This window comes from Shewanella salipaludis, from assembly GCF_012911865.1.
Taxonomy (GTDB): domain Bacteria; phylum Pseudomonadota; class Gammaproteobacteria; order Enterobacterales; family Shewanellaceae; genus Shewanella; species Shewanella salipaludis.
In genome coordinates this window covers 22,495-47,649 of record NZ_JAAXYH010000007.1, presented here as the reverse complement: position 1 = coordinate 47,649, position 25,155 = coordinate 22,495, and the positions used below count along the sequence as shown (strand labels likewise).

Genomic DNA, 25,155 nt, shown 5'->3' with positions numbered 1-25,155 from the left:
TTTCATCTCAATAGGCATAACGTAACTTCAGGCTTTCCGGGTGGGGATTTAAATACACCTGCTGCTGAATATAGGGCGTGGGGTGCTCGCGCAGGTAATGATTGATCAGCGTGATGGGCACCAGGAGTGGCAACAGTCCCCCATGGTATTTCATTATGCAGGCGGTCAACTCCGACTTCTGCGCCTTGCTCAGCCGCTGCTTGAAGTAGCCCTGGATATGTTGCAGCGTGCTGGTGTGATTCCTGCGGCTCGCATTGAGCTTCAGCGCCGTCATCAGGCCTTCGAAGTAGCGCCCGGCGACGCGCGCCAATGCCTGGTCCTGACCAGTGTTATCTGCGGCACTCATGTCGGTACCCGGACCGGCACCTAAGTTTGCCAGCATGGGCCCGAGGCGCTGATACCAGGCAGGGCTATGGGCCATCAGCAGGTACTTGTAGCGGGCATGGAATTGGAGCAGCTTATGCCTGGTCAGGCCGTCATGCTGCAGGCAATGCCAGTCGTGGTAGGCATAGACGCGGGTGAAAAAGTTTTCCCGCAGCACCATGTCATGCAGCCGCCCTTCCTCTTCCACAGGCAACAGGGGATAGCGGGCCATCAGTGCCCTGGCAAACACCCCGACCCCGGACTTGGAACCCTGGCGGCTCCCGGGCTTATACTCTGTCACCCGTTCCATGCCGCAGCTAGGAGACTTGGCACACAGGAGATAGCCGCCGAGGAAGTCCAGCTCCCCGACCTTGGCCTCACTGAAGGCCTTCAGCTTGTCGGTGACATCCAGACTGCCATCGGCGCTCTGCACCAGGATCTGTGCATCATCACGCACCAGGCGAATGCTCTTGCGCGGTGCCCCCAGGCCTATGGCCATTTCCGGGCATAGAGGCACGAAATCGAAATGGGCCGCCAATTCCTGCTGGCAATAGACGGAATTCTTATGCCCGGCATCGAAACGCACCTTCTGCCCCAGGAGACAGGCACTGATCCCCAACTGGATCTTCTGCGGATTAAACTTGTACATGATGAGCCCCCTTGTATAACCTTGACTCTCATTAAGGCTTACTCTTGTACAAATATCAAGTTTTTGTATAAGTTTATTTGCCTGTAACCAGTTTCTGCACTCCACTTATTCAATCCAAACGCGGGCCCGCCTATCCAGGCTCTGCATCTGGGACAAGAGCATCGAAGACAGCGGCATCGAAAGCAACTGCATTGAAGAGAAAAGCATTGAAGACCAGCGTGCTGAGGACAGGGGATATTACAAAGGCGGTGGCCAGCCTTGGCCAGGGCACCGGGCTCAGACTATGTCGCGCCCGGTAGCGCCGGCTAGAGGAAAGCCGTTGCCGGGGCTGAAGCTTTCGCTGCCGACCGACTCTGGATGCGCCAGAGCCGGTCGCTGCGGCCTAGGGTTTGGGCTTATCTTTAGAGCCCAATTGCTCCAGACCCCATACCAGCAAGATGCCGGCCAGCATGCAGCCTATGGCAAGCATCAGCTGTGGCGGCTGCCCTGTGACCTGCTCGAAGTTCAGCGGTGACAGATTTTGCTCCAGCAGCGGCACTTGCTCACCATGGGAGTTGGTGCGCCAGCTGAGGGTCAGTTTCCATGGCCAGATCTTGCCCAGGGTGCCGAGCATCAGCCCGGTCAGGAAGAAGATGGTGGCATCATGATAGCTGCGCAGCAAGGCCAGCAGTACACGGCTGAAGCTCAGGAGTCCCACCAGGGCGCCAATGGCAAACACTCCTATGATGGCCAGCTCGACATTCTTGACCGCCGCCAACACCACAGGATACAGGCCCAGCAGCAGCAGAATGAAGCTGCCGGAAATCCCGGGTAACACCATGGCGCAGATGGCGATGGAGCCGCCGAAGAAAATATTGATGTAGGAGGGCTCGAGCGCAACCGGGTTGAGCACAGTGATCATCCAGGCCGCCAATACCCCGAGGCCGAATAAGCCGAAACGCAGCAAAGAGAAATACCTTACCTGCCTGAGCATATGGATGACGGAAATGATGATAAGCCCAAAGAAGAAGGACCAGACGGGAATGGGATGAGTCAGCAGCAGCCAGGAAATCAGCTTGGCGAAGCTGAACAGGCTGGTGAGTATGCCGGCGAGCAGGCTCAGCAAAAAGGGCCCGTTAATCTGCAGGAAAGCGGCCTTCAGCCCCTGAGACTTGATCACCCCCCAGAGCGAGGGCTTGATCCGGCTGACACTGTCGAGCAGAGTGTCGAGGATCCCTGTGATGAAGGCTATGGTGCCCCCCGATACCCCGGGTACCACATCGGCGGCGCCCATGGCCATGCCCTTTAAATACGTCAGCAAGTATTTCACTGGTTTTCCTTGTCTAGAATGGCTAGCGGATTGTCATCAACTGCTGCCGTTAGAAACAATCATGCAATCAGTCAGTTAAAAACAACGAGAAAATCATCCGCCCGATTATACGTCCAACATCCGGGATCTGTGAAAGGAAGTTTTCCCAGGGTGAGGCGAGCTGGCATTCGGGTGCGACTCAATGCTAAGCTCATCCGACCAGAAGAGGCAGCAGACACACCCGAAGTAGAAGAAGGACCTAGCCCATGAATAGCCAACAGACCTCCAACAAGGTGCTCGCCCTGTACAACAGACTCGCGGGCTATCCCTTGGGCAAGAAAATCTTCTCCATGACAGTGGCGCGGATGGCGCCCTACTTCGGCACCATAAGGCCGAGGATCACCGAACTCAGGCCCAACCTTTGCCACTGCCTCATCAAGAAACGCCATGGGGTGCATAACCACATCAAGACGGTGCATGTGATCGCCATCTGTAACGGCCTGGAGATGGCCATGGGGGTGATGGCGGAAGCCTCGATCCCCAAGCATTTGCGCTGGATCCCCAAGGGCATGAGCCTGGATTACACCGCCAAGGCCGGCAGCGACATATTGTGCGTCGCCGAAGTAACTCAAGAACAGTGGGTCCCTGGCGACATGCAGGTGGCAGTGACCGCCTACGACACCCAAGGGGTGGTGGTGGTCAAAGGTCATATCAAGTTGTGGATCTCGGAGAAACCCAAGCAGGGTCAGTAGCGCAGCCGCTGGCTTTCGAGAGAGAGCCGGCCTTAAGAGAGCAGCGCCCACTGCTGCTTCAATCCGAGCAAGTGACATAAGCCCAGGGTGAGACAGATGCCCGAACTCCATATCCAAAAGCCGCTACTCCTGCCCATGGGCATAGTCACAAAGTAAAACCCCCCTATGCCGCGGATGAGATAGATACAACCGATGAGGATGAGGCAGGTACGCAGCAAGGGTAAGCGGCCTATGACACCGGCGGCGGAAAAGGCATAGAGTGACCAGATGCCCAGCATGGAAGCTATGCCCAGGGTGATGAGCGTAGGCCAGCTACTGCCTTGACTGGCCAGTGCCGCCATCCGCTCACCGGCACCGAAGAAGCGATACCAGGGAGCACCGAAGTAAATACAACCAAGGTGCAGCAGTGCGGCAAGGGCGCTGAGCCCGCCGGCGATGATCAAGAGCAGGTTCATATCCTTCATTATCTCCCTTCCTTAGCCCGACAAAGACGAGACAAGCAACGGCAGCCCTTGCTTGGCATTTTCCCTGTCACTGAGTTTGTTGTTTACCCTGGCTCATCTTAATGGCAAGCGACAATCAGTTTCCAGTCCTGATTGCTCCCTATGGACCAGGCCAGGTTGGGCGCTTGCGGGTACTTAGATAGAGCCGCGCATTCGGCGGTTAAACTTATGCTTATATATTGATTGTTATTGTGTTTTCATTGTGTTTTGATTGGATCACCGTTGCCTGTGCCAGCTCATGCCTGCCTGGTTCCGGCGCAGCCAGTGTGGCAATTCGCTCACAGAAAAAATAACACCAAGGAAGAAGCTGTTATGTCAATTCGTTATAAATCTTTCCTGCTGGTTGGGATATTTTCCAGCACGCCTCTCTTCGCAGTTACGGAGCACGCCGATTCTCTGCATGCCGCCGAGCTCCCCCCAATATTAAATAATGTCCCCCTATGTGCCCCACAAATCTTAAGCCATGTCCAAACAACCAGTGTAGCGACCAACTATGATGCAAACATGCCTCCGGAGCAGAGCGCTGCGGTCGCCCAAGCGCTGATAGCCTTGAGACAGAATGCCCAACGGCAAAAAGCTGATGCCATCATATTGACCAATGTCCAGCACGTCTTACATCCACATTACCAGGGGTTGAAAGAGCCACAGCAGCTCAGTCATTTCGAGGCTGACTTCATACGTTACTGCAAAGGCAACTCAAAACCATCTGAGCAAACCACCCCATACAATGCCCAGGGATATCGTATCCAAGAGGTAGTGAGTTACAGTTTTCAGTCTCCAGAAACAGTCTCACAGCAACAAACCGCCGATGCTATCTCTCTGCCGCCGGCCAATATCTCCCTGAGTTCCGGCGCCTTCGATATTCCCCTGGACACCCAAGCCACTGAGTTAACACGACGCTTAGGCCCTGCCAGCATAGAAGTGATGCTGACATCCGGGGAACAGGCGTTGGGCTATGGCCGCGGCTTGTGGTTCATTATCCAGAACGAGCGTATCAGCAGTATAAAATCTGGCCGCCTATTCATGAGCGGTTACGGCGATAACCTGATAGCTTACCGTGATGGTTTCGACTCTGTTTCCTGGAAAATCAATGGTATTGTTCCACAAAAAGCCAGCCTGAAGGAGGCCGAAGCACACTTGAGAGGGCTACAGAAAAGTACCGAGCAGGAATATCGACTGCAAGACAAGGGGCAGGAACTCAAACTGGTATTTGAGTCATTTAACCCCAAGAGCGGGAATGAATCGATCAAATTACTCACTGGCTTCACACTGGCAAAACCCAAAGCTACAAGTGAAGTAGCTCAGCCTCAGTTGGCTGAAACCAAGCGGCTGCTGCAGACCTTTTCCCTGCTCAACCCGGCAAGTTTGCCCCATAAACCTAAGCTGGACGAGTTGCTCAGCAGCATTGGAATATATCACAAGCTTAACCTTTCCGATTCTGGTGCCTGGTGGCTGCTGGGGGAATATTTACAGGTTCAGTATGAGCAAGGGGAGTTGCGCCGCGCCAGACTGGCTCAGAATATATTCACTAAGTCACATAAAAATCAGAATGTGGCCGAGATCATCGACCTGCTCAAGCTCCCCCGTACCAAGGCACAGATGTTGGCCCTGTATCCTAATGCCGAAGACAATTTTGATCAGATCTATGTTAGTAACGCGGATTACAGCTTGGAAGCAAAATACGAGTCCGAGTCGGACGATGCCGACCTCTACCAGTTGGATATCGAATATTTCTGACTGGCAGCGCTTGGATGACCCAAGGGCATGATGCCATACTCGGCCCATAACCCGGGATGCACGAGCAGTTCAAGACTATCCCGGATACAGACACTCGCAGGCGCTGCATGTATAGAGGGCATTTAGATGAAGAATAACAAACGCTTTGCCAGCCTGTTGCTAGCGCTGGGCTTCCTCGGCCTGTTGCTGGTGCTGACACTGGCAGGCAGGCTGCCATCCTATTTCCTCTGGAGCTATGCGCTGCTCAGCCTGGTGACTTTCCTGGTGTATGCCTGGGACAAGTCCGCCGCCAAACGCGATGCCTGGCGCACCCAGGAGAGCAGCCTGCACCTGCTGGCGCTCTGTGGCGGCTGGCCCGGGGCCTTGCTCGCCAGTCAGCTATTGCGCCATAAGTCCCTCAAGCTAAGCTTCAGACTGATGTTCTGGCTCAGTGTCGCCGCCAATCTCTTGCTGCTATATGCCCTGCTTTACCTGACGGGTACAGTGAACCCAGCCTAAGCGCCTGCTCTAATGCCAGTGTCTGTGTCTGTGTCTGTGCCAGTGTCTGAGTCAAAGCTAGGGCCAGGGCCAATGCCTGCGCCAGCCCGAATCTGGGTTATTCCCCTCCGGCCTGCCGGGCCAAATAGCCCTGCACCAGGGCCTTTGCCAGCGAGCGGGCCCGCAGTGCCGCCGTTTTATCCCGCAACTGGGCACTGACGATAGCCCCTTCCTTGAGCAGTCCCAAGGCTTCGGTCAGTTCCAGGCCGGCCTCGCGCGCCAACCCCAGACTGGTTACCTGCTCGCCTATGAGCCCTATGATGCTGTCCTTATGGGCCACGCAGAGCTTATGCACAGGATGCCCGGCATCGGTGAATTCGGCGCAACTGTTGATGAAGAAGCAACCACGAAAATCATGCAGGCAAGGCACCCTGTCATTAAACCAGTCATCCAGGGCGGTAAACATGGCCTCTATGGCCGCCAAGCCGGCTGTGGCCGCCTGCATCCGCTCGCTGAGCCAGAGGTAAAAGACCTGGTGGCGGTAGGACACCACGGCCTCGATCAACTCATCCTTGCCGGAAAAATGATGATACAGGGTCTTCTTGGCGATCCCGGACTCCTGCAATATTTGGTTGATACCTATGCCATGAATGCTGTGGACATAAAACAGCCGAAAGGCGGCCGCAACCAGCTGCTGCCGCTTATCCTGGCCTTGCTCCTGGCCTATTCCCACCACCGCTAGCGACATCTCTATTACCCCACTCAATCACAAATATCGGCTGCAAATCCAAGCCATGGCCTGATTGCGGCCCCGGCATTCCCTATCGCCATCCTCCCGGCTATCCCGAACATGACACAGGGGAAAGCCGCCAAGCTTGGGGCCAGCTTAACATGGGTAGACAACTCGGTCTACTGTTGCTAAACTTCGCCAAGGTAGACAAGTCTGTCTACCTTGTTAAAGTGAAATAGACACAACAACATCATGGCCAGGATTGGCCCCATCACCAGAGGATAAGACAATGCCAACGCTATCGCGACAAGCACTCAAGGCCGCCCTGTTAGCAGGCGGCGGTGCCATGTTATGCATCACAATACTCGCCGCCTTGGACAGGATACAAGACAGCAGCCTATGGCTGATGGCCCCCTTCGGCGCCAGCATGGTGATCTTATTCGGGCTGCCGGACAGTCCCCTGGCCCAACCCAAAAATATCTTCTTCGGCCATGTATTGACGACCCTGGTCGGGCTCAGCGTCCTGAGCTGCTTAGGGGTATCGCCACTGACCCTGGGCTTGGGGGTCGGCCTGGCACTAACACTCATGATGCTCACCGGGACCCTGCATCCCCCTGCCGGTGCCAATCCCTTGTTGGTGATGCTCACGGCGCCGGGTTGGGGCTTCGTGCTCGACCCTGTCGCCTGTGGCGCACTGCTGATCCTGGCCGTGGGCTGGGTCTACCATAATCTCATCTGTGGCCATGCCTACCCGCTTTCCAGAGCCAGAAAAAAGGCCAAAGTCTCGCCCGAGTCCCGGATAGAGGCCTCCGTCTCCGAGCCGAACACCTGATGCCTGAGCCGGCGCTGACAGGCTAAAACCAGCTAAGGGCGGCGGCGATGATCCCGCCGGTGATCAGCAGCTGCATCAGGCAATAGCCCATGATGTCGCGGGCCCTGAGTCCGGCGATGGCCAACACGGGCAAGGCCCAGAAGGGCTGAATAAGATTGGTCCAGGCATCCCCCCAGGCGACCGCCATGGCGACCCTGGGCACATCGGCACCCAATGCCTGGGCCGCCGGCAACATCACAGGCGCCTGTACCGCCCACTGACCGCCACCCGAAGGCACGAAGAGATTGACCAGACCGGCACTGATGAAACTCCAGAATGGCAGGCTGTCGGCACTGGCCAGGGACACGAAGGCGGCAGACATGCTCTGGGCCAAGCCGGATTGCACCATCACGGCCATGATGCCGGCATAGAAGGGAAACTGGATCACTATCCCGGCGCCGCCCTTGATCGCCTGTTCGAGGCTGGTCAGCAAGCTGCGCGGCGTCTGGTGCAATACTATGGCGAGGAATAGGAATAAGGCGTTGACTATATTGAGGTTGAGGCCACCGCCCTGCACCAGAAAGTAATACCCCAGATAGCCGAGTCCGGCCAGGCCCACAGGCATGGCCAGCAAGCGGCTATGTTCCAGGTAATCCGCCGGCCGTTGCCTTTCCATGACGCGGGTGTCGGTTTCAGCCAACAGCCGGGGATCCACATACACACTGTCTTCGGCCTTGGGCAACATGGCCCAGTTAATCAAGGGCACCACCAGCACCAGCACCAATACCAACAGCAGGTTGAAGCCGGAAAAGATCGTCTGGCTCGTGTCTATTATGCCTATCTGTGCCTGGGCGAAGTGCCCCTCCGTGGCTATGGTCAGGGGGATGGAACCCGCCAAACCACCATGCCAGATGAGGAAGCCGGAATAGGCACTGGCCACCAGCAGCCGATAGTCGACCCTGACGCTGCGGGCCAGCGCCTTGGCGAACAGGGCGCCAACCACCAGACCGAAGCCCCAATTGAGCCAGCTGGCGGCCAGGGAAACCAGGGTCACCATGAGTATCGCCTGGGCCGGTGAGCGCGCCAGCGCCGCCGTCGAGTCCAGGGCGCGTTTGACCAGGGGGGTGCTGGCGAGCATGAAGCCACAGACCAGCACCAGCAGCATCTGCATAGAGAAACTCAGCAGGCCCCAGAAGCCCTGGCCCCAGTAGTCGATGACCGCCAGCGGTGTCTTGTCCTGGGTCAACATGGCGGCGAGAAACACTATCAGGGTGAGCAGGAGCACCAAGACGTAGGGATCGGGCAGGTATCTGTCGACCAATTTGACCAGAGGTTTAGCGGCGCGATTTAACATCATCTTCCTCGACTAGCTTTATTATTTTCAGGGCAGCGGCCTCCCAGCCACGGCCCCAACCCAAGGGGGAAGCCAAGAGTCACAGGCCGATAGCCAGCCGCCACAAAGAGCTGATAAGATAACGAAAAACCTAACACGGATGCCTGCTTTATGAAAATGTTACTCGCAGTATTGGTCATCGCCGGAGTGATTTTTTATTTCTTCACCTCGATGAACAGCCAAAAGGTCGCCCAGGAAAATATCCGCCTGGGCAGTGAGTTTCTGGCGATGAATAAGACCAAATCCGGTGTCATCCAGACCCCTTCCGGCTTGCAGTACCTGTTACTGCAACAGGGCGGCGGCAGCGAACATCCCAAGGCCAGCGACACAGTCAAAGTGCATTATCACGGCACACTGATCGACGGCACTGTGTTTGACAGCTCGGTCGAGCGCGGCGAACCTATCGCCTTCCCGCTCAACCGGGTGATCAAGGGCTGGACCGAAGGACTGCAGCTGATGGTGGTGGGCGACAAGATGCGCTTCTTCATCCCCAGCGAACTGGCCTATGGCAACCGCAGCACGGGGAAGATAGAGGGCGGCTCGGTGCTGGTGTTCGACGTCGAACTGCTGGACATCAATCCCTAATCTCCGCCGCTATCCGGACTTGAGACATAAACAATGAGGCAGCCATGGCTGCCTCATTTTTTTGGGTTGTTTTTGGCCTCAGAGCCTTAACCAGGCGTCCTGCCAGGCCGAACCCGTGCCCGGTCCATAGGCCCAGGCGGCCGCGCTGCACCAGCCCGAGTAGGGATAGGGCTTGCACTCATAATTGCCACCGATCGCGCTGACCCTGTCACCGGCCAGGTACCGAGTGCCGGCGACATAGGCAGGATAAGTGCCGCCGTCCCCACCACCACTGCCCCTGAGCGCCAGTGAATGCATGGTGCTGTGACTGGCACCGGCGGCGTCTGTCACCCTCAGGCCTATGCTCAGGGTGAGATCTTGCTCGGACGCAGGCAGAGTGAGGCTGATGCGACTCAGGCTCAGACTGTCGCCACTGACGCCCGCCGGCAGCTGCCAGAGGTAAGTCAACGGAGTGCCTTCGGGATCGCTCGACTGCTGCGCCGACAGTACCAGGCTCGTCCCCGCATCGGCGGTGCTCGGCCCCTGGATCAGGGCCACGGGCGGCAGATTCGCACCGCCGCCGCTGTCATCCTCGATCACCACTTCGGGGAAGAAGTGCTGCACGCAGCGGCCATAGTCGCCCGCCTTCAAAGCGCTGTAACGCGTCTGGTAACCCACCAGCTTACAGGCGTAACTCTTGCCGCCGTTGGGATTGCCGGGAATATAGGCCCAATCCTGCTCCCAGAAGATGTTCATCGCACCGGCACCACCGGCGGCGAAGGCCTTCATGTCCTTGCAGCCAAGCACTTCATCGGCCGCCACCGGCACCCCCAGGTTCTGGGCATGGGCCAGATAATAGCTCATGCGATTGAGCGACTGCGGCTTCTCCGTCCCTTGGTTGCATTCTATGCCGCCGTTGATTATCTGGGTCGTCACCCCGAATCCCGGCAGCAGACCGCTCTGAATATCCTGGGCATTGGGCTGCCAGGTGCCATCTATCACATGCAGCATGGACGGCTTGGGCGGCTGGGGATAGGTGAAGAAGAACACGGCGCTGGCGAGGTTCAGCCAGGTGTCGGCCACCAGCTCGGGGCTGTCGAGCAGGGTGCGTACAGTGCCGAACATGGCCTCGGAGAAAGGCCCGTAATTATAGTTATAAGACAGCTGCTTGGCACCGCGGCCGAAGTAGCTCTTGTATTCGCCGTTGGCGAAGGTGCCGCAGGGCCAGGCCTCGGCCTGCCAGCTGCCTGGGTTGCACTCCATGTTATAGCCGCCGCGGGAGGCCTCGGTCCAGCCCACCTCCCGCACCCAATGCAGCCCCTGGCGCCATTCGGGTTCGCTGCGCCACTTGTCGTGGGCGCCGGTTTCCTGGGCGAAGTGGGCAAACATGGTGGCCAATGACTTGCGGCAGATGGCCTCGGCGTCGCGGCCATCGTCGTAGTCGCTGCACAGGGCCGGGAACTTGGCCGCCGCCTGCAACAGGCCAGGGTAGCTGTACTCGGGCGCCCTGGCGGGAAACAGATACTCGAAGTCGGCGTTGCTGACTATGGCTTCGATGCGTTTAACATTGGCAGGGTTGTCCGCCCGCCCGGGCACCACGGCCTCGACCTCGGCATTGTCGCGGGTGGCTATCGAGGCCTTGACCGCCCGCATCAGCGGAAAGTCGGTTAATCCGGCTTCTATGGCCGCTATCTCGGCCGCGCTGAAATGCACGGCTTCGGCGCCATGGGCTTGCCCGCCCAAAGACTGGCAGCTCAAAGCCAGGCCCGCCGTCAGGCCGGCTATTGTCGATAATTTCATCTTACTCTCCTTGTATGTCAGCCGGCTCTCCTGGTATGGAGAACCGGCTGCCGGACTCATGGAACAAAAGGAGCCCTAGGCTCAGGGGCAGCTCTGGGCAGGCCCGACATCGACCCATACAGACGCGACACCCGGCTCATCGCCCTTGGTCCAGTAACTGGCTTGCCACATCCGGCCGTTATGGCTGGTCTTGTCGCCACCCAGGTAGGCCACAGCGGCATTCCAGCCCAGCTCCACCTGGCTCTGCAGCGCCCACTGATCCGCAGTGACCGAAGGTTCGTTACCCTGAGTCCAGTATTTGGCCTTCCACACCAGCTGGTTATGACTCACCAGCTCATTGGCGTTGTAGATCTGCGACCCGGACCAGGCTGGATAGTTAGCCGCATCGGGATCCGTGGCGTTGCAGCCGCCGCTCGGTGGCATCACTGTCAGCACGGTCGTGGCGTCGGCATCCAGGGCGCCGTCGGAAACCGTCACCCTCAGGGAGTAGTTCGTCGCCTCGGTCACGGCCGGGGCCGTTACCACCAGGGTCGCACTGCCCTGCCCTGTGGCACTCACCCCTGCCGGCACTGCCCAGCTGTAGATCAGGGCATCGCCGTCGGGATCGCTGCCACTGGCTATCAGGCTGACGCTGTCGCCTGGATGCGCGCTGTAGCTGCCGGCCAGGGTCACGCTCGGCGCCCTGTTGGCCGTAGCTGCCTTGTTGGTCAGCCGCAGAGTGTCGGTCGCCGACAGGCCTTGGGGATCTGTCACAGTCACGCTGAACTCATAGCCGACGTCGCTCGTGGTCGCATCCAGGTTGAGGCTGGCCTGCATCATGTCGGCATTTTGCAGGCTCAGCGCCGGGCCCGACACTTGGGCCCAAAGGTAGCTCAGCGCCTCGCCTTCGGGATCCCTGGACCCAGAGGCATCCAGAGTCACGCCGGCGGGCCCCGTGACATTCACATCGCTGCCGGCATTGGCTATCGGCGCCTTGTTCGCCGGCGGCGTGGTGCCTTCACCATGGCCCAGACCTTCATGCATGGCGTTGAGAATGTCGCCATTATCCGCGTCTATTTCCCAGGCGAACAGGCCGCCCAGTTGGTTGCTCAGCACATACTGACCCTTGGCCTTGGCCGATCTGGCATCATCGAAACTGATGAGATCCCCGGTCGAGGCCTTGAACACATAGGGGGCCTCGGCGGCCGCGTCATAGGCATATTCCCAGCCAGATGACATGTATTCCAGGGCTATCTGGCGATAATCGACGACGCCATTCTCCCAGGTGCCTTTGACCGGGCCTGTGGCGGTACCTGTGAAGGGATTGCCCGCCTGGTAATCCTGTACCCCGCTCCAGCCACGGCCGTACATGGCGGTGCCGACGACGATTTTGCCCGGCGTCACGCCCTGGGCCAGCAGCAGCTGTACCCCCTTGTCCGCGGTGTAACGGGTATTGGAGTCCCAGCTCGCCTCATACAAGTTGGTTTGGTGCCCCAGCTCGGTATTGCTCCAGGCGCCGTTGAAGTCGTAGCTCATCAGGAAGAGGTAATCCATGTATTGCTGCGCCGCCCGGTAATCCACCTTGGCTATCTTGTCATCGCCGGCGCTGATGGCCGAGGTCAGCTCATAGCTGCGGCCCGTCTCGCTGCCGAGTTCATCGAGCATGGCCCGCAGTTCCTGCATCAGCAGCACATAGGTGGCGCCGTCGCTTTCATTGCCGAGCGCCGGATTGGCGCCCTGACCGCCGGGGAACTCCCAGTCGATATCGACCCCGTCGAAGAATTTCCAGGTCTTGAGAAACTCCTTCACCGAGGCGACGAAGGTGTCACGCTTGGTCTTGTCGCCGAGGAAGTAGAAGGGATCGGACAGGGTCCAGCCACCGACCGAGGGCAAGATCTTCAGCTCGGGATGGGCCTGTTTCAACGCCATCAGCTGACCGAAGTTGCCCTTGTAGGGATCCGAATAGTCACTCACCCCTGACTGGGGCATCTGCAGCGCGGCCCAGGGATCGTGGATAGCCACCTTGAAATCTTCCCGGCCGGCACAGGCGCGCTGCAGTGCCTGGAAGCTGCCTTCGATTTCCTTGAGGCTGTCGTTGATGCCATCGCCGCCGCAGATGGGGGTGAAGCCGTAGAGAATGTGAGTCAGGTTTTGTGCCGGGATCTTGTCGACCGGAAACTTGCGGCCATAGACCCCCCACTCGACGAAGTAACTGCCGACCACTTTGCCGGACTTGTTGGCGTAGGGGCGGTTATTTTCCTGTAATGGGCTGTTCAGTGGCGCCAGGTGGCTGCCATCGGTATCGGCGACCAGGATTTCTTTGGCATCGCTGGCACTGCAGCCCTCGGCATTGCAGAGGGCGACCCGCATCTGGTAGCGGCCGCCCTTGTTGACCTTGAAGTTCGCCGTGCCCGAGGCGCTCGCCGGTCCCTGCCAGACCTCGACGCCGTCGAGCAATACCTTGGCCATGTCACCCGAGTCGCCGCTCCACAGGCTCCAGCTGACCGACACATCGGCGGCATCCTTGACTGTCACCAATTGGTTGTAGGCCGTGGCGGCCTGGTCGACTTCTATGATGGCGAACTTGGTTTCGCCCCAGGCCAGGGTCGGCTTGCCAGGCAAGGCGGCATGCGCCTGACCGGCACATACACCTGCGACCAGGAGTGCGGAAACAGACAGAGTTGTTTTAAACATTTCGGTGTCCTTATTGCGAGCTTGAATTCAATAAGGCAAACAAAGCGAACAGGAAAACAACTGATGCCAGACAACCAACAAACATGACAAAGATCCTGCGGTGTCCCCGCTATCCTAGGCATTGCCCTTAGACCGGAGGCTTTGCGTCCCAACCTTTAGATTGGTTTGCCTTTCCCTTTTTCTTATTTTTTCCCGACAATGACAACGTTGTCATTGTCGGATGTAAGCATAGGCTCAAGCGCAAAGGCTTTGCAACATTTTATTATCATTTGTTCGAAGTTTTTGATAGTAAAGATAAAAAATGCAGACTTTACGGGACGCCATAACATTTAATCGAATGACTGATGACGGCCAATAAGCACCTGGATAAACAAGCCGTTAAGCGGCAAGCGCCAGCTAAAGCGGCGCCGACCCAGGCTGGAACGGGTCGGCGCCGGCAGGCGTCTATCAGGCCTGATAACCGAAGGGATCGTCGATCGAATGAGCCGGCCGGGTAAACCATACCGGGCCATCCTCAGTCAGATAGAAATGATCTTCATGGCGCACCCCGAATTCCCCCGGCACACATAGCATGGGCTCATTGCTGAAACACATGCCGGGCGCCAGTGGCGTGTCATCGTTCAACACCAGATAGGGCCATTCATGTATGTCCAGTCCCACGCCATGCCCCGTCCTGTGGGGCAAGCCAGGCACCCGGTAACCCGGACCGAAACCGGCGTTCTCAAGCACGCTGCGCGCCGCGGCATCGACACTGGCACAGCTGGCGCCAATCCGGGCCGCTTCGAAGCCTGCCAATTGCGCCGCCTGCTCCAGTTGCCATAGCTGCCGCTGACGCTCATTCGGCTCACCGAACACATAGGTGCGGGTAATATCCGAGTTGTAACCCTGCAGGCGGCAACCCGTATCTATCAATACCATGTCGTTGAGTTCCAGCGCCTTGGGCGACTTGACGCCATGGGGATAGGCGCTGTCTTCGCCGAACAGCACTATGCAGAAAGAGGACCCTTTAGGGGCCCCGACCGCCTTATGGGCCTGGTGGATGAAAGCTTCCACCTCGGCGGTGGTGATCCCGACTCTCAGGATGCGCGCCGCCGCCTTATGCACCGCCAACGTCATATCCTTCGCCCTCTGCAACAGCGCCAGCTCGGCCGCAGACTTGAACATACGGCATCCTGAGATCACGGGCTTGGCATCGACAAAACTGACTCCCGGACAGGCTTGACGCAGGCCGTCGAAGATGAAGAAGGCCGTGGCTTCGTCTATGCCTATCCTGACGTTGCTCATGGCCGAGCCTATGCCCAGGCGTTGCAGCACAGAGGCGAACAGGACATAGGGGCTCTCGTCTTCGTGCCAGGTATTGACCCGGCCGCTGATTTCCATGAAGCCTTCCAGGGTAGCCAATTCGAAGGCCGGCGCTATGTACTCCAGCGCCCCCCGGGCGGGCAGGATGGCGCCCACCATGCGCTCACTGGCATACCAAGGGGTGCCGGTGAAATAGTAGAGACTGGTGCCGGCATTGAGGTAAATCGCGGCTATGCCCTGCGCCTGCATCAGGGCCTGGGCCCGTGTTAGCCGCCGGGCAAACTCATCCCTGGAAATGGCTTCGACGCCCGCCGTCATATCCGCCAGTCTGGCTAATTCCTGGGCCGCATCGGCACCACCTACACCTAAAGTCATACTTGCCTCCTTCGAATGTCCATCCCCTGCCGGCCGCCGGCGCTGGGTCTTAACGGCTAAAAATCACTGTGTATGACTCTAGCACGATAATTGGGATACAGTATACAAAACAGCGAGAATAGACTATAAAAGAGGAGCGTCGACGGGGACGGCACGCAAAAGCGACCAACGTCGATTTTTTTCATCCGTCCTTGCCTTGCTTAACTTGCCCGCGCCTTGCGATAATCGGGGCACATTTTACCGTCAGGCATCCCCTGCGCTGCTTTTGGGGCAGCGATCGAGCCAGGCGGCGAGACCAACATAATTACTGGCGTGCCCCAGGCCAAAGCCAGCGACCTCAGGAGCCTCTCCCCTATGTCACAAGTTATGCCACAAGCTATGTCACAAACCATCGCCTCGCGTCTGGCCGCCATTCGCAGCGAGATGGCCAAAGCCGATCTCGACGCCTTCATCATTCCCCGCGCCGATGAATACCTGGGCGAATATGTGCCGGAGCGCAACGAACGCCTGCATTGGGCCACAGGCTTCAGCGGCTCGGCCGGCATGGCCATAGTATTGAAAGACAGCGCGGCTATCTTCATCGATGGCCGCTACACGGTACAGGTTCGCCAGCAGGTCGATGCCAGCCAGTTCGATTACCTCAGCCTGCACGAAGTGCCGCAGATCCCCTGGTTGACCGAGACCCTCGGCGCCGGCAGCAAGATAGGCGTGGATGCCAGGCTGCATACCCTGGCCTGGTTCGAGCAAGCCGATGCCGAGCTGACCAAGGCCGACATGAGCCTGGTGTCCCTGGCTGAGAATCCGATAGATATCCACTGGCAAGACAGGCCGCAACTCACAACGGCCCCGGCGATCCTCTTCGACACCGATGGCGCCGGCAAGAGCAGCCTGCAAAAGCGCACCGAGATAGGCGCCGCCATAGCGAAAGCCGGCGCCGAAGTGGCGCTGATAGCCGCATTGGATTCATTCTGCTGGTTGCTGAATCTGCGTGGCAGCGATGTGCCGCGCCTGCCGGTGATCTTGGGTTCCGCCCTGCTCAGTGCCAACGGCGACATGACACTCTTCACCGACTTGAATAAACTGCCGAGGGGGACACTCGACCATGTGGGTCCAGGGGTGGACTTCAAGGCCGAGAGTGAGCTCGAGGCGGCACTGAGTGCCTTGGATGGCGTGAAACTGCTGGCCGATCCCAACGCCGCCAACGCCTGGTCCCAACTGACGGCCCGCGCCGCCGGGGCCAAGTTGGTTGCGGGTCTGGATCCCGTCGCCCTGCCCAAGGCACAGAAGAATGCCGCCGAGCTGGCCGGCATGCGTGCCTGCCACGTGCGTGACGGGGTGGCCGTCAGCCGTTTTCTCGCTTGGCTCGATGCCGAAGTCGACGCAGGGAAGATGCATGACGAGGCCACCCTGGCCGACAAACTGGAAAGCTTCCGCCTGCAAGATCCCCTCTACCGCGAGCCCAGCTTCGATACCATCTCGGCCGTCGGTGCCAACGCCGCCATGTGCCATTACAACCATAACAATGGCACCCCGGCGCGGATGACGATGAACAGCATCTATCTGGTGGACTCGGGTGCCCAGTATCTGGACGGCACCACAGACGTGACCCGCACCTTGGCCATAGGCCAAGTCACCGCCGAGCAACGTAAGATGGTCACCCTGGTGCTCAAGGGGCACATAGCCCTGGATAGCGCACGCTTTCCCAAGGGCACCACGGGCCAACAGCTGGATGCCTTCGCCCGCCAATATCTGTGGCAACATGGCTTCGACTATGATCACGGCACGGGCCATGGCGTGGGTCACTTCCTCAATGTCCACGAGGGGCCGCAGCGCATAGGCAAGAACACCAACGGCGTCGCCCTGCTGCCAGGCATGGTGGTGTCGAACGAGCCTGGCTACTACCGCGCCGATGGCTTCGGCATCCGCCTGGAAAACCTGGTGGCCATTCAGCACTGCGCGGCACTCGCGGGTGCCGAGCGGGAGATGTATGAATTCGACGCCCTGACGCTGATCCCCATGGATGCGCGCCTGATAGACAAGGCATTGCTGACCCAGACAGAAATCGACTGGTTTAACCACTACCACGCCAGAGTGTTGGCGACCCTGGCGCCGCTGATGACGGGCGCCGAGCTGGCCTGGCTGGAAAGGGCGACCCAGGCCATCTAAGGCCGGTTGAAAGCCAGAGCCACAGGCACCCCCTTCAGGGCCTCATTCGAGGCCCTGATTTTTTGTATCCCAAAGCGACTGTTTAGGGAGAATAGCCCGTGGCGTCGCTGGTTTTAGTTTGTCTGTGTATGTTATCTTGACCTGGATTGATGCAACTTTTTTCACACATAAGATTAACAGGCGAATTTATGATACGTCCCCTCTCCCCGGGTGATTTCGACCGGGTCATAGCCCTGGGCGAACTGGTACACGGCGCCGGCTATATGACACTGGCCGAACTCGACAAGATATACCATCAGGGTATCAAGCATGGGGTCAACGCCAGCTTCGTCGCCACGACCGGGGACTATGATGAGGCGCTGATCGGTTTTCGTCTCACCTATGCGCCGGGACAATGGCAATTGGACCCCTGGTGCAGCCCCGAATCATGGGGCATAGCGCCCGAGCGGGTGTGTTATTTCAAGTCCAACACCCTGGCACCCGCGGCCCGCGGTCAGGGCCTGGGGGGGCGCCTGCTGGCGGCCTCGATCGCGGCGGCAATGTCTCAGGGGGCCGAGGCCGGCGTGACGCAACTGTGGAAGGAAAGCCCCAATAACGCCGCGGTGCGCTACTTCACCAAGGCCGGCGGGCGCTTGATCAAAGAACACCCCAGCCGCTGGAATCAGGCCCTGGATAACCCGGATTATGTCTGTGTTCGCTGTGGTGACGATTGCCACTGCACCGCGGTGGAAATGTTGCTCGAATTCGGCCGCTAGGCAATAGCCTGCATGGCTTATCCAGACGCTCCCCGACCTTTTCCAACCTACAACGCCAAGCAAGGACCCCTATGTACGATCCCCTAGTGAATGCTTACCCGGCTCAGCAAGATTGGCCTCAATCCTACTGGGCATCCGGCGTCGATTTGCCCCCCGCCCAGGCCGCACTCAGCGGCAACCACAGCTGTGATGTCGCCATCATAGGGGGCGGTTTCACCGGGCTGTTGACCGCCTACTATCTGGCGACAGAATTCAGCCTCGACTGTCGGGTGCTGGAGGCCAATCAGGTCGGCTTCGGCGCCAGTGGCCGCAACGCCGGCTTCGTGCTCAAGGGCTCGGGCAGGCTGGGCTATGCCCAGATGGCCAAGCGCTGGGATCTCGCCACCGCCAAGGGCATCTATCAGGAATTTACCCAGGCGGTCGCCAGGGTGGACGACCTCATCGGCCGCAACAAGATAGACTGTGAGCCGCAGGAGAAGGGCTACCTCAAGGTGGCCCACAATGCCAAGGCCCTGGGTCAACTTGAGGCCGCAGCAGGTTTCATCGCCAGTCATTTCGGCGACGATGCCGAGTTTATCTCGGGCGCGGATTTTCGCGCCAATTACATGGATCACCACCAGGCCTATGGCGCCCTGCGCCTCAAGGATGGTTTCGGAGTCAATCCGCTGAAACTCTTGCTGGGCTACAAGGAACTGCTGCTGGCCAAGGGCATAGGCCTGTCGGAGCGCTCCTGTGTGCTGGAATGGCTGGAAGAGCCGGGCAATCACAGACTGATAACCGACTCGGGCGAGTTGCTGGCCAAGCGGGTCGTCTGTGCCGGCAACGCCTATACCCCAAAACGCTTCAACCCGCGGCTGGACAACAAATACCTGCCGATACTGAGCAATGTGATAGTCACTGCGCCCTTAACCGCAGAGGAGCTCGCGGCCTCAGGCTTCAAGACCCACCAGGTGACCATGGACACCCGCATTCTCAAGTACTACTACCGCCTGCTGCCGGACAACAGGCTGCTGTTCGGCGGCCGCGGCGCCGTCTGGGGCAAGGATGCCGCCAATCCCAAGTATGGTGCCAGGCTGAAACAGGCGCTGGATCTCTGCTTCCCGGCGTTGGCCCACAAGGCGGTGGAATATAACTGGACCGGCTGGATAGCCGCCGCATTGGATGACATGCCCCATGTATATGGCACTCAGGGGGTGGCTTACAGCCTGGGTTATTGCGGTGCCGGGGTGTCTTTCAGCGCCCAGGCCGCCTATCGCCTGGCACAGACAATTGCGGGCCAGGCGGTGCCGGACTTGCCTCTGTATCGTCAGCCGCTGCCACAGTTCCCCTTCGCCGGCGCCAGACGCCTGGGGCAATGGGGCTATTATCACTACGGCTGGCTGAAGGACAGACTGGGCTAAGGGCTTGACCCACAAACGCAAACACACGCACACAAAAAGAGGGCCAGCTTAGCTGGCCCTCTTGTCGGATAGCATATCAAGCCAAGGTTTAAGCCAGCGCCTCGCGCTTGCTTTGGCCATCGACCTCGGTGGCGTTATCCATGACAAGCTCGGCGTCAGCCTCTCCCACGGGCAACATCTTTATCTTGATGTTGAAATAAGCATAGGCGGCACTGATCAGGGGGCAGATAAGGTTGAAGAAGGCGAAGGGCAGATACGCCAGGGTTGCGACCCCAAGGGTGCTGCTCATGTAGGCACCACAGGTGTTCCAGGGCACCAGCGGACTGGTGAGGGTGGCCGAATCTTCCAGCGCCCGGCTCAGATTGACGGGTGCCAGGCCACGCTTGGTATATTCGAGCTTCAACATGCGCCCGGGCAAGACTATGGCGATAAACTGATCCGCTGTGATGATGTTGGCGCCTATGCAGCAGCCCAGGGTGGTGATGATAAGACTGCCACTGCCGGTCACCAGCTTGAGAATACTCTTCAATATGCGCCCAAGCAGCCCTGTCACTTCCATTACACCGCCGAAGGCCATGGCGCAGAGGATCAACCAGACGGTATTGACCATGCTGCCCATGCCACCCCGGCTCAGCAGGCTATCGAGCACCTTGTCGCCGGTATTGGCCGTGTAGCCATCGAACATGGCGATCCAAATGCCTTTGATCAAGGCGACCGCCGGCAGCAGGCTGTCGTCGTTGACGAAGCTCAGTATGCCGTCGAACTGGAATAGCACGGCGCAAACGGCCCCCGCCAGGGTTCCCAGAATCACGGTCGGGAATGCCGGCATCTTCTTATAGGCCAGGAACAATACCACCAACAAGGGCAGCAGCAACTCCGGTCCCGGATGGTAATTTTGCTCGAGCAGGCTCAGGGTGACGTCGAGATCTGTCTGCACCTCACGGGCCGAACCACGCAGGCCAAGGAAGAGGAAACCCAGCAGCGCCAGCAGTATGCTGGGGATGGTTGTCCAGGTCATATGCTTGATATGACTGAAGATATCTGTTCCGGCAACGGCAGGGGCCAAGTTGGTGGTATCTGACATGGGCGACATCTTATCGCCGAAATAGGCCCCACTTATGATGGCGCCGGCAGTCATCTCGATATTCAGTCCCATGGCCTGGGAAATGCCTATGAGGGCGATACCCAGGGTGCCGGCAACTGTCCAGGAGCTGCCGATACTCAGGGCGACCACGGCGCACAGCAAGCAACAGGCGGCATAAAAATAATCCGGATTGAGGATCTGCATGCCGTAATAGATCATGGTGGGCACAGTGCCGGCGAGGATCCAGGTCCCTATCAGAGAGCCGACGCTGAAGAGGATCAACAGGGCCCCGGTCGCGACCCCGATACTGCGGACTATGCCCTGCTCCATCTCGGCCCAGGAGTAACCATTCTTGACCCCTATGACGATCGCGATACAGGCCGCCAGGATAAGGGCTATCTGGTTGGCTCCCGAAGAGCTGTCGGATGAAAAGAGATACACTGAGGCGATCAACATGCTAATCAGCGCCAGGATGGGGATCAGTGCGTCTAACAGGGTCGCAGGTTTATGTTGTGACATGAGGTGCTTCCTATAATCTTTCTTATAATTTTTAGCTTTGCTGCTTGTAGCCAGAAGGTAAAACATGTTTAAAACATGTAACCCGAGCCAGCATCCTGACATAGAAAGCCAGTGAAAGTCGACCATCTAATGTCGGCCGGGGCCTCTCCTGAGGGCAAATTCGGCATTAACAGGCGGCGACAGGGAAGCGCAGGCACGAAAATTGGCGAGTACTCATGTGGCAATCCGGGCAGACCAAGCTCCCACATAAGCTTGATTTCATTTACAAGAATGCGACGTGCCAGTTCGGCAGGCATAAAAAAGCCGGCATTGCTGCCGGCCTCAACTTTGCCATCTAGATGGCTTAAAAAAATCTACCGCATTTCGCGTCGATGACTGTTAGTTACCTGAGCAACCGTAAGTCGTCAGGTAAGCGTTCGCCGCGGCGGCATTGACTATGCCGTAACCGAAGTAATCGTCTTTACCCGCAGCTCCCGCATCCATGGCCGTGGCCTTGAAGGCGTTGCGTATGTCGGTGCCGGTACATTCTGAATGGTTAGACCAAACCAATGCCGCCATACCAGAGACGGCAGGCGTCGCCATGGAAGTACCGCTCATGTAGCCATAATCGGCGCCGACTATGTCAACCACGGCAGCAGACGCAGCCAGCAGCGCAGTTCTGTCTTCCAGCGCCGCGCCCACGGCAGGGATGCTGGTGACATTGGTGTCACCCAGAGTGGCATACAACATGCCGGCGGCATTGTTGATGATGATGGCACCGACACCGCCCGAGTTTTCACAGTTCAGCACCTTGTCATGGAAGGAAATCACACCACGGTCGATGACACAAACCTTACCGTTGGCACCCGCATCTACCGCTTCGGCGGTGCCCATGAAGTAAGTGCTGCCGGATGCAGAACCCACATTTTCCATGGCTGAAGACGCATAAGTGACGCCATCGGCAGACAGGCTTGGCACGGTTGCCAGACCCGCAGGGTAAGTCGACAGAGTGTCTACACCACCGGCGGTGACTTCGACACAGATAGTCTCGTCATCGGTCGCTCTCTTGCCGCGGCCGCTCTTACAGCTGGGGAATTGAGAGAAATCGGCGATGTGATTGTCGGCATCGTTGGCGCCAATCATCATCACTGAAGGATAACCAGCAGGGTATGAACGTACGTTGTTGCCATCGTTACCGGCAGCAGCAACCACCAGGCCACCGGCGGCGGTGAAGGCATCGAAGGCATTCTTTTCTGTGTTGTTGGCACCGCCACCACCCAGGCTCATGCTGATGATGTTGGCACCTGCGGCACTACACTTGCTGGCGGCGAGCGCCAGATCTGAGGAGTAGCCCCAACCTGCTTCGTTGAATACCTTGACTATGTGCATGGCAACACCGGGCGCCATGCCGATCACGCCGACGTTGTTATCCGCAGCACCTATGGTACCTGCGACGTGGGTGCCGTGTGGGCCGCCGTGTTCGAACCAGTTACCCGTACCGGAATCGTTGTCGCCAGTGATGTTATTCCAGTCGAAATCCGGGTTTGAGCTATCCAGGCCAGAGTCTATGACGCAGACCTTCATGCCGGCACTGGCATTGAAGTTAACCTGGTTGGCTTGAGATTGGTACACTGCGTAAGGAGTAACCTGCTGTGTCATTGGATCACCGGCATCATCGCTGAACAGTGACATGGGCATACGACGCTCATCGGCTTCTACTGCCTTGACGTGCGGGTTATTCAACAGGCCTTTCACCTGAGCCAGATCTTTACCGCTGAAGGTTGCGGCGATGAAACCGTCACCGTCCACATGCAGCTGAGCCCCTAATTTCTTTGCCAGCGCCTTGACCACTCCCTTATGACCATTGTCCACTTGAATAACGTACCTGTCATCCGCCGCCTCGGCAGTGGCGATGACGCCGACAGACAGGGCTAAGAGTGCACTTGCGACCTTGGTTAATTTCATTCTGCTTGCTCCATATTATTGTTATTTAAAATAAAAACCACACCTCAGACCATAGCAGCTTATTACTGCTTCTTATGTCACATTCTGTGATGCTGTGTCAGGTACTCAGGCGGTCAGAAATTAACACAGGAAAATCAATATAACAAGTAATTAACAAATGAAACAATGTTGACACATTTACCGTAAGCCATACCTTAAAATCCTAATCGCCCTCACTGGGGCATTTGCCCCGTTAGCGGCCGCAAACACAGGGGCGCACACTTTTTCGGCTTAGGGATAAAAGAGCAGGTTTTAGGCAGAAAATTTGCTATACTCCGCGGCCGCCATTTTTATGTTGCGCCGGGTAGCTTAGGGTAAACTAGAGACTAAGCGCTGGGCAGTAGCAGGCCAAATACATAGGTTGAGCCAGCCTTAACCACAGACGCTGAGTTGTTAGCATGAGTCAAGCACAGGAACCCAAGATGAGATTTGAATCTTTTAGTTTTTCACCCGAGATTTTGCGCGCTATCTCAGATTGCGGTTATCAGGACATGACGCCCATTCAGCAACAAGCCATACCGGCCATTCGCCGCGGCCAGGACGTGCTGGCCAGTGCCCAGACGGGTACGGGCAAGACTGCCGCCTTCGCCCTGCCAATACTGCAGAAGATGGTCGAGAATCCACGCGAAGTACAGAACTCCAATGCCCGTGCGCTGATCCTCACCCCGACCCGCGAGCTCGCTTCCCAGGTGGCCGACAACATCAGTGCCTACAGCCAGTATTTGGACTTCAGCGTGCTGACCATCTATGGCGGCGTCAAGCTCGATACCCAGGCGCAAAAACTCAAACGCGGTGCCGATGTGATAGTCGCCACCCCGGGACGCCTGTTGGAGCATCTCACCGCCTGTAACCTCAGCCTGTCCAGTGTCGACTTCCTGGTGCTGGACGAGGCCGACCGCATGTTGGACATGGGCTTCAGTGCCGACATCCAGAAGATCCTCCAGGCGGTAAATAAAAACCGCCAGAACCTGCTGTTCTCGGCCACCTTCTCCAGCTCGGTGAAGCAACTCGCCAACGAGATGCTGGTCAAGCCCAAGGTGATCAGCGTCGACAAGCAAAACACCGCCGCGGCAACCGTCAGCCAGGTTGTCTATCCGGTGGAGCAGCGCCGCAAGCGCGAACTCCTGTCCGAGCTTATCGGCACCAAGAACTGGCGCCAGGTGCTGGTGTTTACCGCCACCCGTGATGCGGCCGATGAGCTGGTGAAAGAACTGAATCTCGACGGCATACCTTCCGCAGTGGTCCATGGCGAGAAGGCCCAGGGCAGTCGCCGTCGGGCCTTGCGCGAATTTGTCGAAGGCAAGATGCGGGTACTGGTTGCCACCGAAGTGGCCGCCCGCGGCCTGGATATCCAGGGGCTGGAGTATGTGGTCAACTACGACTTGCCTTTCCTCGCCGAAGACTATGTCCACCGCATAGGCCGTACCGGCCGTGCCGGCAAGACAGGGGTGGCGATCTCTTTTGTCAGCCGTGAGGAAGAACGCACCCTGGCCGATATCGAGAAGTTAATAGGTCAGAAAATTCGCCGGGTGACTGTGCCCGGGTATGAAGTGGGTAACCGGGATTTACTGCTCAAGCAATTGCAGAAACGCCGCAGCTTCGCCAAGAAGCAAGAGCGCGGCGACAACGCAGGTGCCCAGGTGATAGCCGAGAAGAATATGCAGGGCCGCAGGGTCAAGCTAGGCAAGACCACCCAGACCAGACTGAAGAAGATCAAATAACGACACTCGGCACACGGGGCTGCGGCCCCGTTTTATGCTCCCCGCTGACGTCTTCAAACCGGCCGACGCCATTCCCTATCGATGAAATCAATGCCAAGCCAGGCCCCAGG

General features: G+C 58.1%; 19 protein-coding genes and 1 riboswitch. Of the genes, 9 read left to right on the top strand and 10 right to left on the bottom strand.

All coding sequences use genetic code 11. From position 1 onward, the window contains the following. Window positions 1-7 precede the first annotated feature (7 nt). Both HC757_RS11000 and HC757_RS10995 read right to left on the bottom strand, forming a co-directional pair. Window positions 8-1,012, bottom strand: a complete 1,005-nt coding sequence (locus HC757_RS11000) for a YbgA family protein (protein ID WP_169564424.1) — start codon at window positions 1,010-1,012, stop codon at window positions 8-10. A 382-nt stretch (window positions 1,013-1,394) separates the two neighbouring features. Continuing rightward, the gene (locus tag HC757_RS10995; RefSeq protein WP_169564423.1) at window positions 1,395-2,321 is read right to left on the bottom strand and encodes a polyprenyl-phosphate transporter; all 927 of its coding nucleotides are present in this window, start codon (window positions 2,319-2,321) and stop codon (window positions 1,395-1,397) included. A 245-nt stretch (window positions 2,322-2,566) separates the two neighbouring features. On the opposite strand from HC757_RS10995, the gene HC757_RS10990 reads away from it, so the two are divergent. After that, entirely contained in the window at window positions 2,567-3,052 is a 486-nt protein-coding gene (locus HC757_RS10990; RefSeq protein ID WP_169564422.1) for a hotdog fold domain-containing protein, read from the top strand. Between the two features lie 32 nt (window positions 3,053-3,084). Here HC757_RS10990 and HC757_RS10985 read toward each other — a convergent pair whose 3' ends face one another. Next, entirely contained in the window at window positions 3,085-3,507 is a 423-nt protein-coding gene (locus HC757_RS10985) for a hypothetical protein (RefSeq protein ID WP_169564556.1), read from the bottom strand. A gap of 552 nt (window positions 3,508-4,059) precedes the next feature. Between HC757_RS10985 and HC757_RS10980 the strand changes: the two genes are divergently transcribed. Both HC757_RS10980 and HC757_RS10975 read left to right on the top strand, forming a co-directional pair. Further along, window positions 4,060-5,292, top strand: a complete 1,233-nt coding sequence (locus HC757_RS10980) for a hypothetical protein (protein ID WP_169564421.1) — start codon at window positions 4,060-4,062, stop codon at window positions 5,290-5,292. A gap of 126 nt (window positions 5,293-5,418) precedes the next feature. Beyond that, window positions 5,419-5,790, top strand: a complete 372-nt coding sequence (locus HC757_RS10975) for a DUF1294 domain-containing protein (protein WP_169564420.1) — start codon at window positions 5,419-5,421, stop codon at window positions 5,788-5,790. A gap of 97 nt (window positions 5,791-5,887) precedes the next feature. Here HC757_RS10975 and HC757_RS10970 read toward each other — a convergent pair whose 3' ends face one another. Beyond that, entirely contained in the window at window positions 5,888-6,517 is a 630-nt protein-coding gene (locus tag HC757_RS10970; protein ID WP_169564419.1) for a TetR/AcrR family transcriptional regulator, read from the bottom strand. A gap of 271 nt (window positions 6,518-6,788) precedes the next feature. Between HC757_RS10970 and HC757_RS10965 the strand changes: the two genes are divergently transcribed. Then, a complete protein-coding gene (locus tag HC757_RS10965; RefSeq protein ID WP_169564418.1) occupies window positions 6,789-7,331 on the top strand; it encodes an HPP family protein in 543 nt (180 codons plus the stop codon). Window positions 7,332-7,353: 22 nt separating this feature from the next. Here the strand turns inward: HC757_RS10965 and HC757_RS10960 are convergent, their stop codons facing one another. Next, a complete protein-coding gene (locus tag HC757_RS10960) occupies window positions 7,354-8,664 on the bottom strand; it encodes a short-chain fatty acid transporter (RefSeq protein ID WP_169564555.1) in 1,311 nt (436 codons plus the stop codon). Window positions 8,665-8,814: 150 nt separating this feature from the next. On the opposite strand from HC757_RS10960, the gene bamJ reads away from it, so the two are divergent. Continuing rightward, window positions 8,815-9,288: a BamJ family beta-barrel-assembly machinery protein gene (gene bamJ / locus HC757_RS10955; protein ID WP_169564417.1), complete on the top strand. Its 474-nt coding sequence runs from the start codon at window positions 8,815-8,817 to the stop codon at window positions 9,286-9,288. A gap of 78 nt (window positions 9,289-9,366) precedes the next feature. Here bamJ and HC757_RS10950 read toward each other — a convergent pair whose 3' ends face one another. The 3 genes from HC757_RS10950 to HC757_RS10940 all read right to left on the bottom strand — a co-directional run bounded on the left by HC757_RS10950 (window position 9,367) and on the right by HC757_RS10940 (window position 15,417). Beyond that, the gene (locus tag HC757_RS10950; RefSeq protein WP_169564416.1) at window positions 9,367-11,067 is read right to left on the bottom strand and encodes a glycoside hydrolase family 19 protein; all 1,701 of its coding nucleotides are present in this window, start codon (window positions 11,065-11,067) and stop codon (window positions 9,367-9,369) included. Between the two features lie 81 nt (window positions 11,068-11,148). Next, window positions 11,149-13,740, bottom strand: a complete 2,592-nt coding sequence (locus HC757_RS10945) for a glycosyl hydrolase family 18 protein (RefSeq protein ID WP_169564415.1) — start codon at window positions 13,738-13,740, stop codon at window positions 11,149-11,151. A gap of 96 nt (window positions 13,741-13,836) precedes the next feature. Next, a riboswitch (cyclic di-GMP riboswitch) is annotated at window positions 13,837-13,920 on the bottom strand. A 267-nt stretch (window positions 13,921-14,187) separates the two neighbouring features. Continuing rightward, complete coding sequence (locus HC757_RS10940) at window positions 14,188-15,417, bottom strand: M24 family metallopeptidase (RefSeq protein ID WP_169564414.1); 1,230 nt, start codon at window positions 15,415-15,417, stop codon at window positions 14,188-14,190. Between the two features lie 378 nt (window positions 15,418-15,795). On the opposite strand from HC757_RS10940, the gene HC757_RS10935 reads away from it, so the two are divergent. The 3 genes from HC757_RS10935 (at window position 15,796) to HC757_RS10925 (ending at window position 19,738) form a co-directional block, all read left to right on the top strand. Further along, complete coding sequence (locus tag HC757_RS10935; protein ID WP_169564554.1) at window positions 15,796-17,583, top strand: aminopeptidase P family protein; 1,788 nt, start codon at window positions 15,796-15,798, stop codon at window positions 17,581-17,583. 188 nt (window positions 17,584-17,771) lie between these two features. Further along, the gene (locus HC757_RS10930) at window positions 17,772-18,338 is read left to right on the top strand and encodes a GNAT family N-acetyltransferase (protein ID WP_169564413.1); all 567 of its coding nucleotides are present in this window, start codon (window positions 17,772-17,774) and stop codon (window positions 18,336-18,338) included. Between the two features lie 71 nt (window positions 18,339-18,409). Next, a complete protein-coding gene (locus tag HC757_RS10925) occupies window positions 18,410-19,738 on the top strand; it encodes an NAD(P)/FAD-dependent oxidoreductase (protein ID WP_169564412.1) in 1,329 nt (442 codons plus the stop codon). 88 nt (window positions 19,739-19,826) lie between these two features. On the opposite strand, the gene nhaC is transcribed toward HC757_RS10925, so the two are convergent. Both nhaC and HC757_RS10915 read right to left on the bottom strand, forming a co-directional pair. Beyond that, on the bottom strand, window positions 19,827-21,341 hold the full coding sequence (gene nhaC / locus HC757_RS10920) for a Na+/H+ antiporter NhaC (protein ID WP_169564411.1): 1,515 nt from the start codon (window positions 21,339-21,341) through the stop codon (window positions 19,827-19,829). 378 nt (window positions 21,342-21,719) lie between these two features. Continuing rightward, entirely contained in the window at window positions 21,720-23,285 is a 1,566-nt protein-coding gene (locus HC757_RS10915) for a S8 family serine peptidase (RefSeq protein ID WP_169564410.1), read from the bottom strand. A gap of 461 nt (window positions 23,286-23,746) precedes the next feature. Between HC757_RS10915 and HC757_RS10910 the strand changes: the two genes are divergently transcribed. Then, a complete protein-coding gene (locus HC757_RS10910) occupies window positions 23,747-25,045 on the top strand; it encodes a DEAD/DEAH box helicase (protein ID WP_169564409.1) in 1,299 nt (432 codons plus the stop codon). Window positions 25,046-25,155 lie beyond the last annotated feature (110 nt).

Coding starts and splice junctions, on each gene's coding strand:
- HC757_RS11000 (WP_169564424.1), bottom strand. CDS start 1,012: ATGTACAAGTTTAATCCGCAGAAGATCCAGTTGGGGATCAGTGCCTGT.
- HC757_RS10990 (WP_169564422.1), top strand. CDS start 2,567: ATGAATAGCCAACAGACCTCCAACAAGGTGCTCGCCCTGTACAACAGA.
- HC757_RS10985 (WP_169564556.1), bottom strand. CDS start 3,507: ATGAACCTGCTCTTGATCATCGCCGGCGGGCTCAGCGCCCTTGCCGCA.
- HC757_RS10980 (WP_169564421.1), top strand. CDS start 4,060: ATGCCTCCGGAGCAGAGCGCTGCGGTCGCCCAAGCGCTGATAGCCTTG.
- HC757_RS10975 (WP_169564420.1), top strand. CDS start 5,419: ATGAAGAATAACAAACGCTTTGCCAGCCTGTTGCTAGCGCTGGGCTTC.
- HC757_RS10970 (WP_169564419.1), bottom strand. CDS start 6,517: ATGTCGCTAGCGGTGGTGGGAATAGGCCAGGAGCAAGGCCAGGATAAG.
- HC757_RS10965 (WP_169564418.1), top strand. CDS start 6,789: ATGCCAACGCTATCGCGACAAGCACTCAAGGCCGCCCTGTTAGCAGGC.
- HC757_RS10960 (WP_169564555.1), bottom strand. CDS start 8,664: ATGTTAAATCGCGCCGCTAAACCTCTGGTCAAATTGGTCGACAGATAC.
- bamJ (WP_169564417.1), top strand. CDS start 8,815: ATGAAAATGTTACTCGCAGTATTGGTCATCGCCGGAGTGATTTTTTAT.
- HC757_RS10950 (WP_169564416.1), bottom strand. CDS start 11,067: ATGAAATTATCGACAATAGCCGGCCTGACGGCGGGCCTGGCTTTGAGC.
- HC757_RS10945 (WP_169564415.1), bottom strand. CDS start 13,740: ATGTTTAAAACAACTCTGTCTGTTTCCGCACTCCTGGTCGCAGGTGTA.
- HC757_RS10940 (WP_169564414.1), bottom strand. CDS start 15,417: ATGACTTTAGGTGTAGGTGGTGCCGATGCGGCCCAGGAATTAGCCAGA.
- HC757_RS10935 (WP_169564554.1), top strand. CDS start 15,796: ATGTCACAAACCATCGCCTCGCGTCTGGCCGCCATTCGCAGCGAGATG.
- HC757_RS10930 (WP_169564413.1), top strand. CDS start 17,772: ATGATACGTCCCCTCTCCCCGGGTGATTTCGACCGGGTCATAGCCCTG.
- HC757_RS10925 (WP_169564412.1), top strand. CDS start 18,410: ATGTACGATCCCCTAGTGAATGCTTACCCGGCTCAGCAAGATTGGCCT.
- nhaC (WP_169564411.1), bottom strand. CDS start 21,341: ATGTCACAACATAAACCTGCGACCCTGTTAGACGCACTGATCCCCATC.
- HC757_RS10915 (WP_169564410.1), bottom strand. CDS start 23,285: ATGAAATTAACCAAGGTCGCAAGTGCACTCTTAGCCCTGTCTGTCGGC.
- HC757_RS10910 (WP_169564409.1), top strand. CDS start 23,747: ATGAGATTTGAATCTTTTAGTTTTTCACCCGAGATTTTGCGCGCTATC.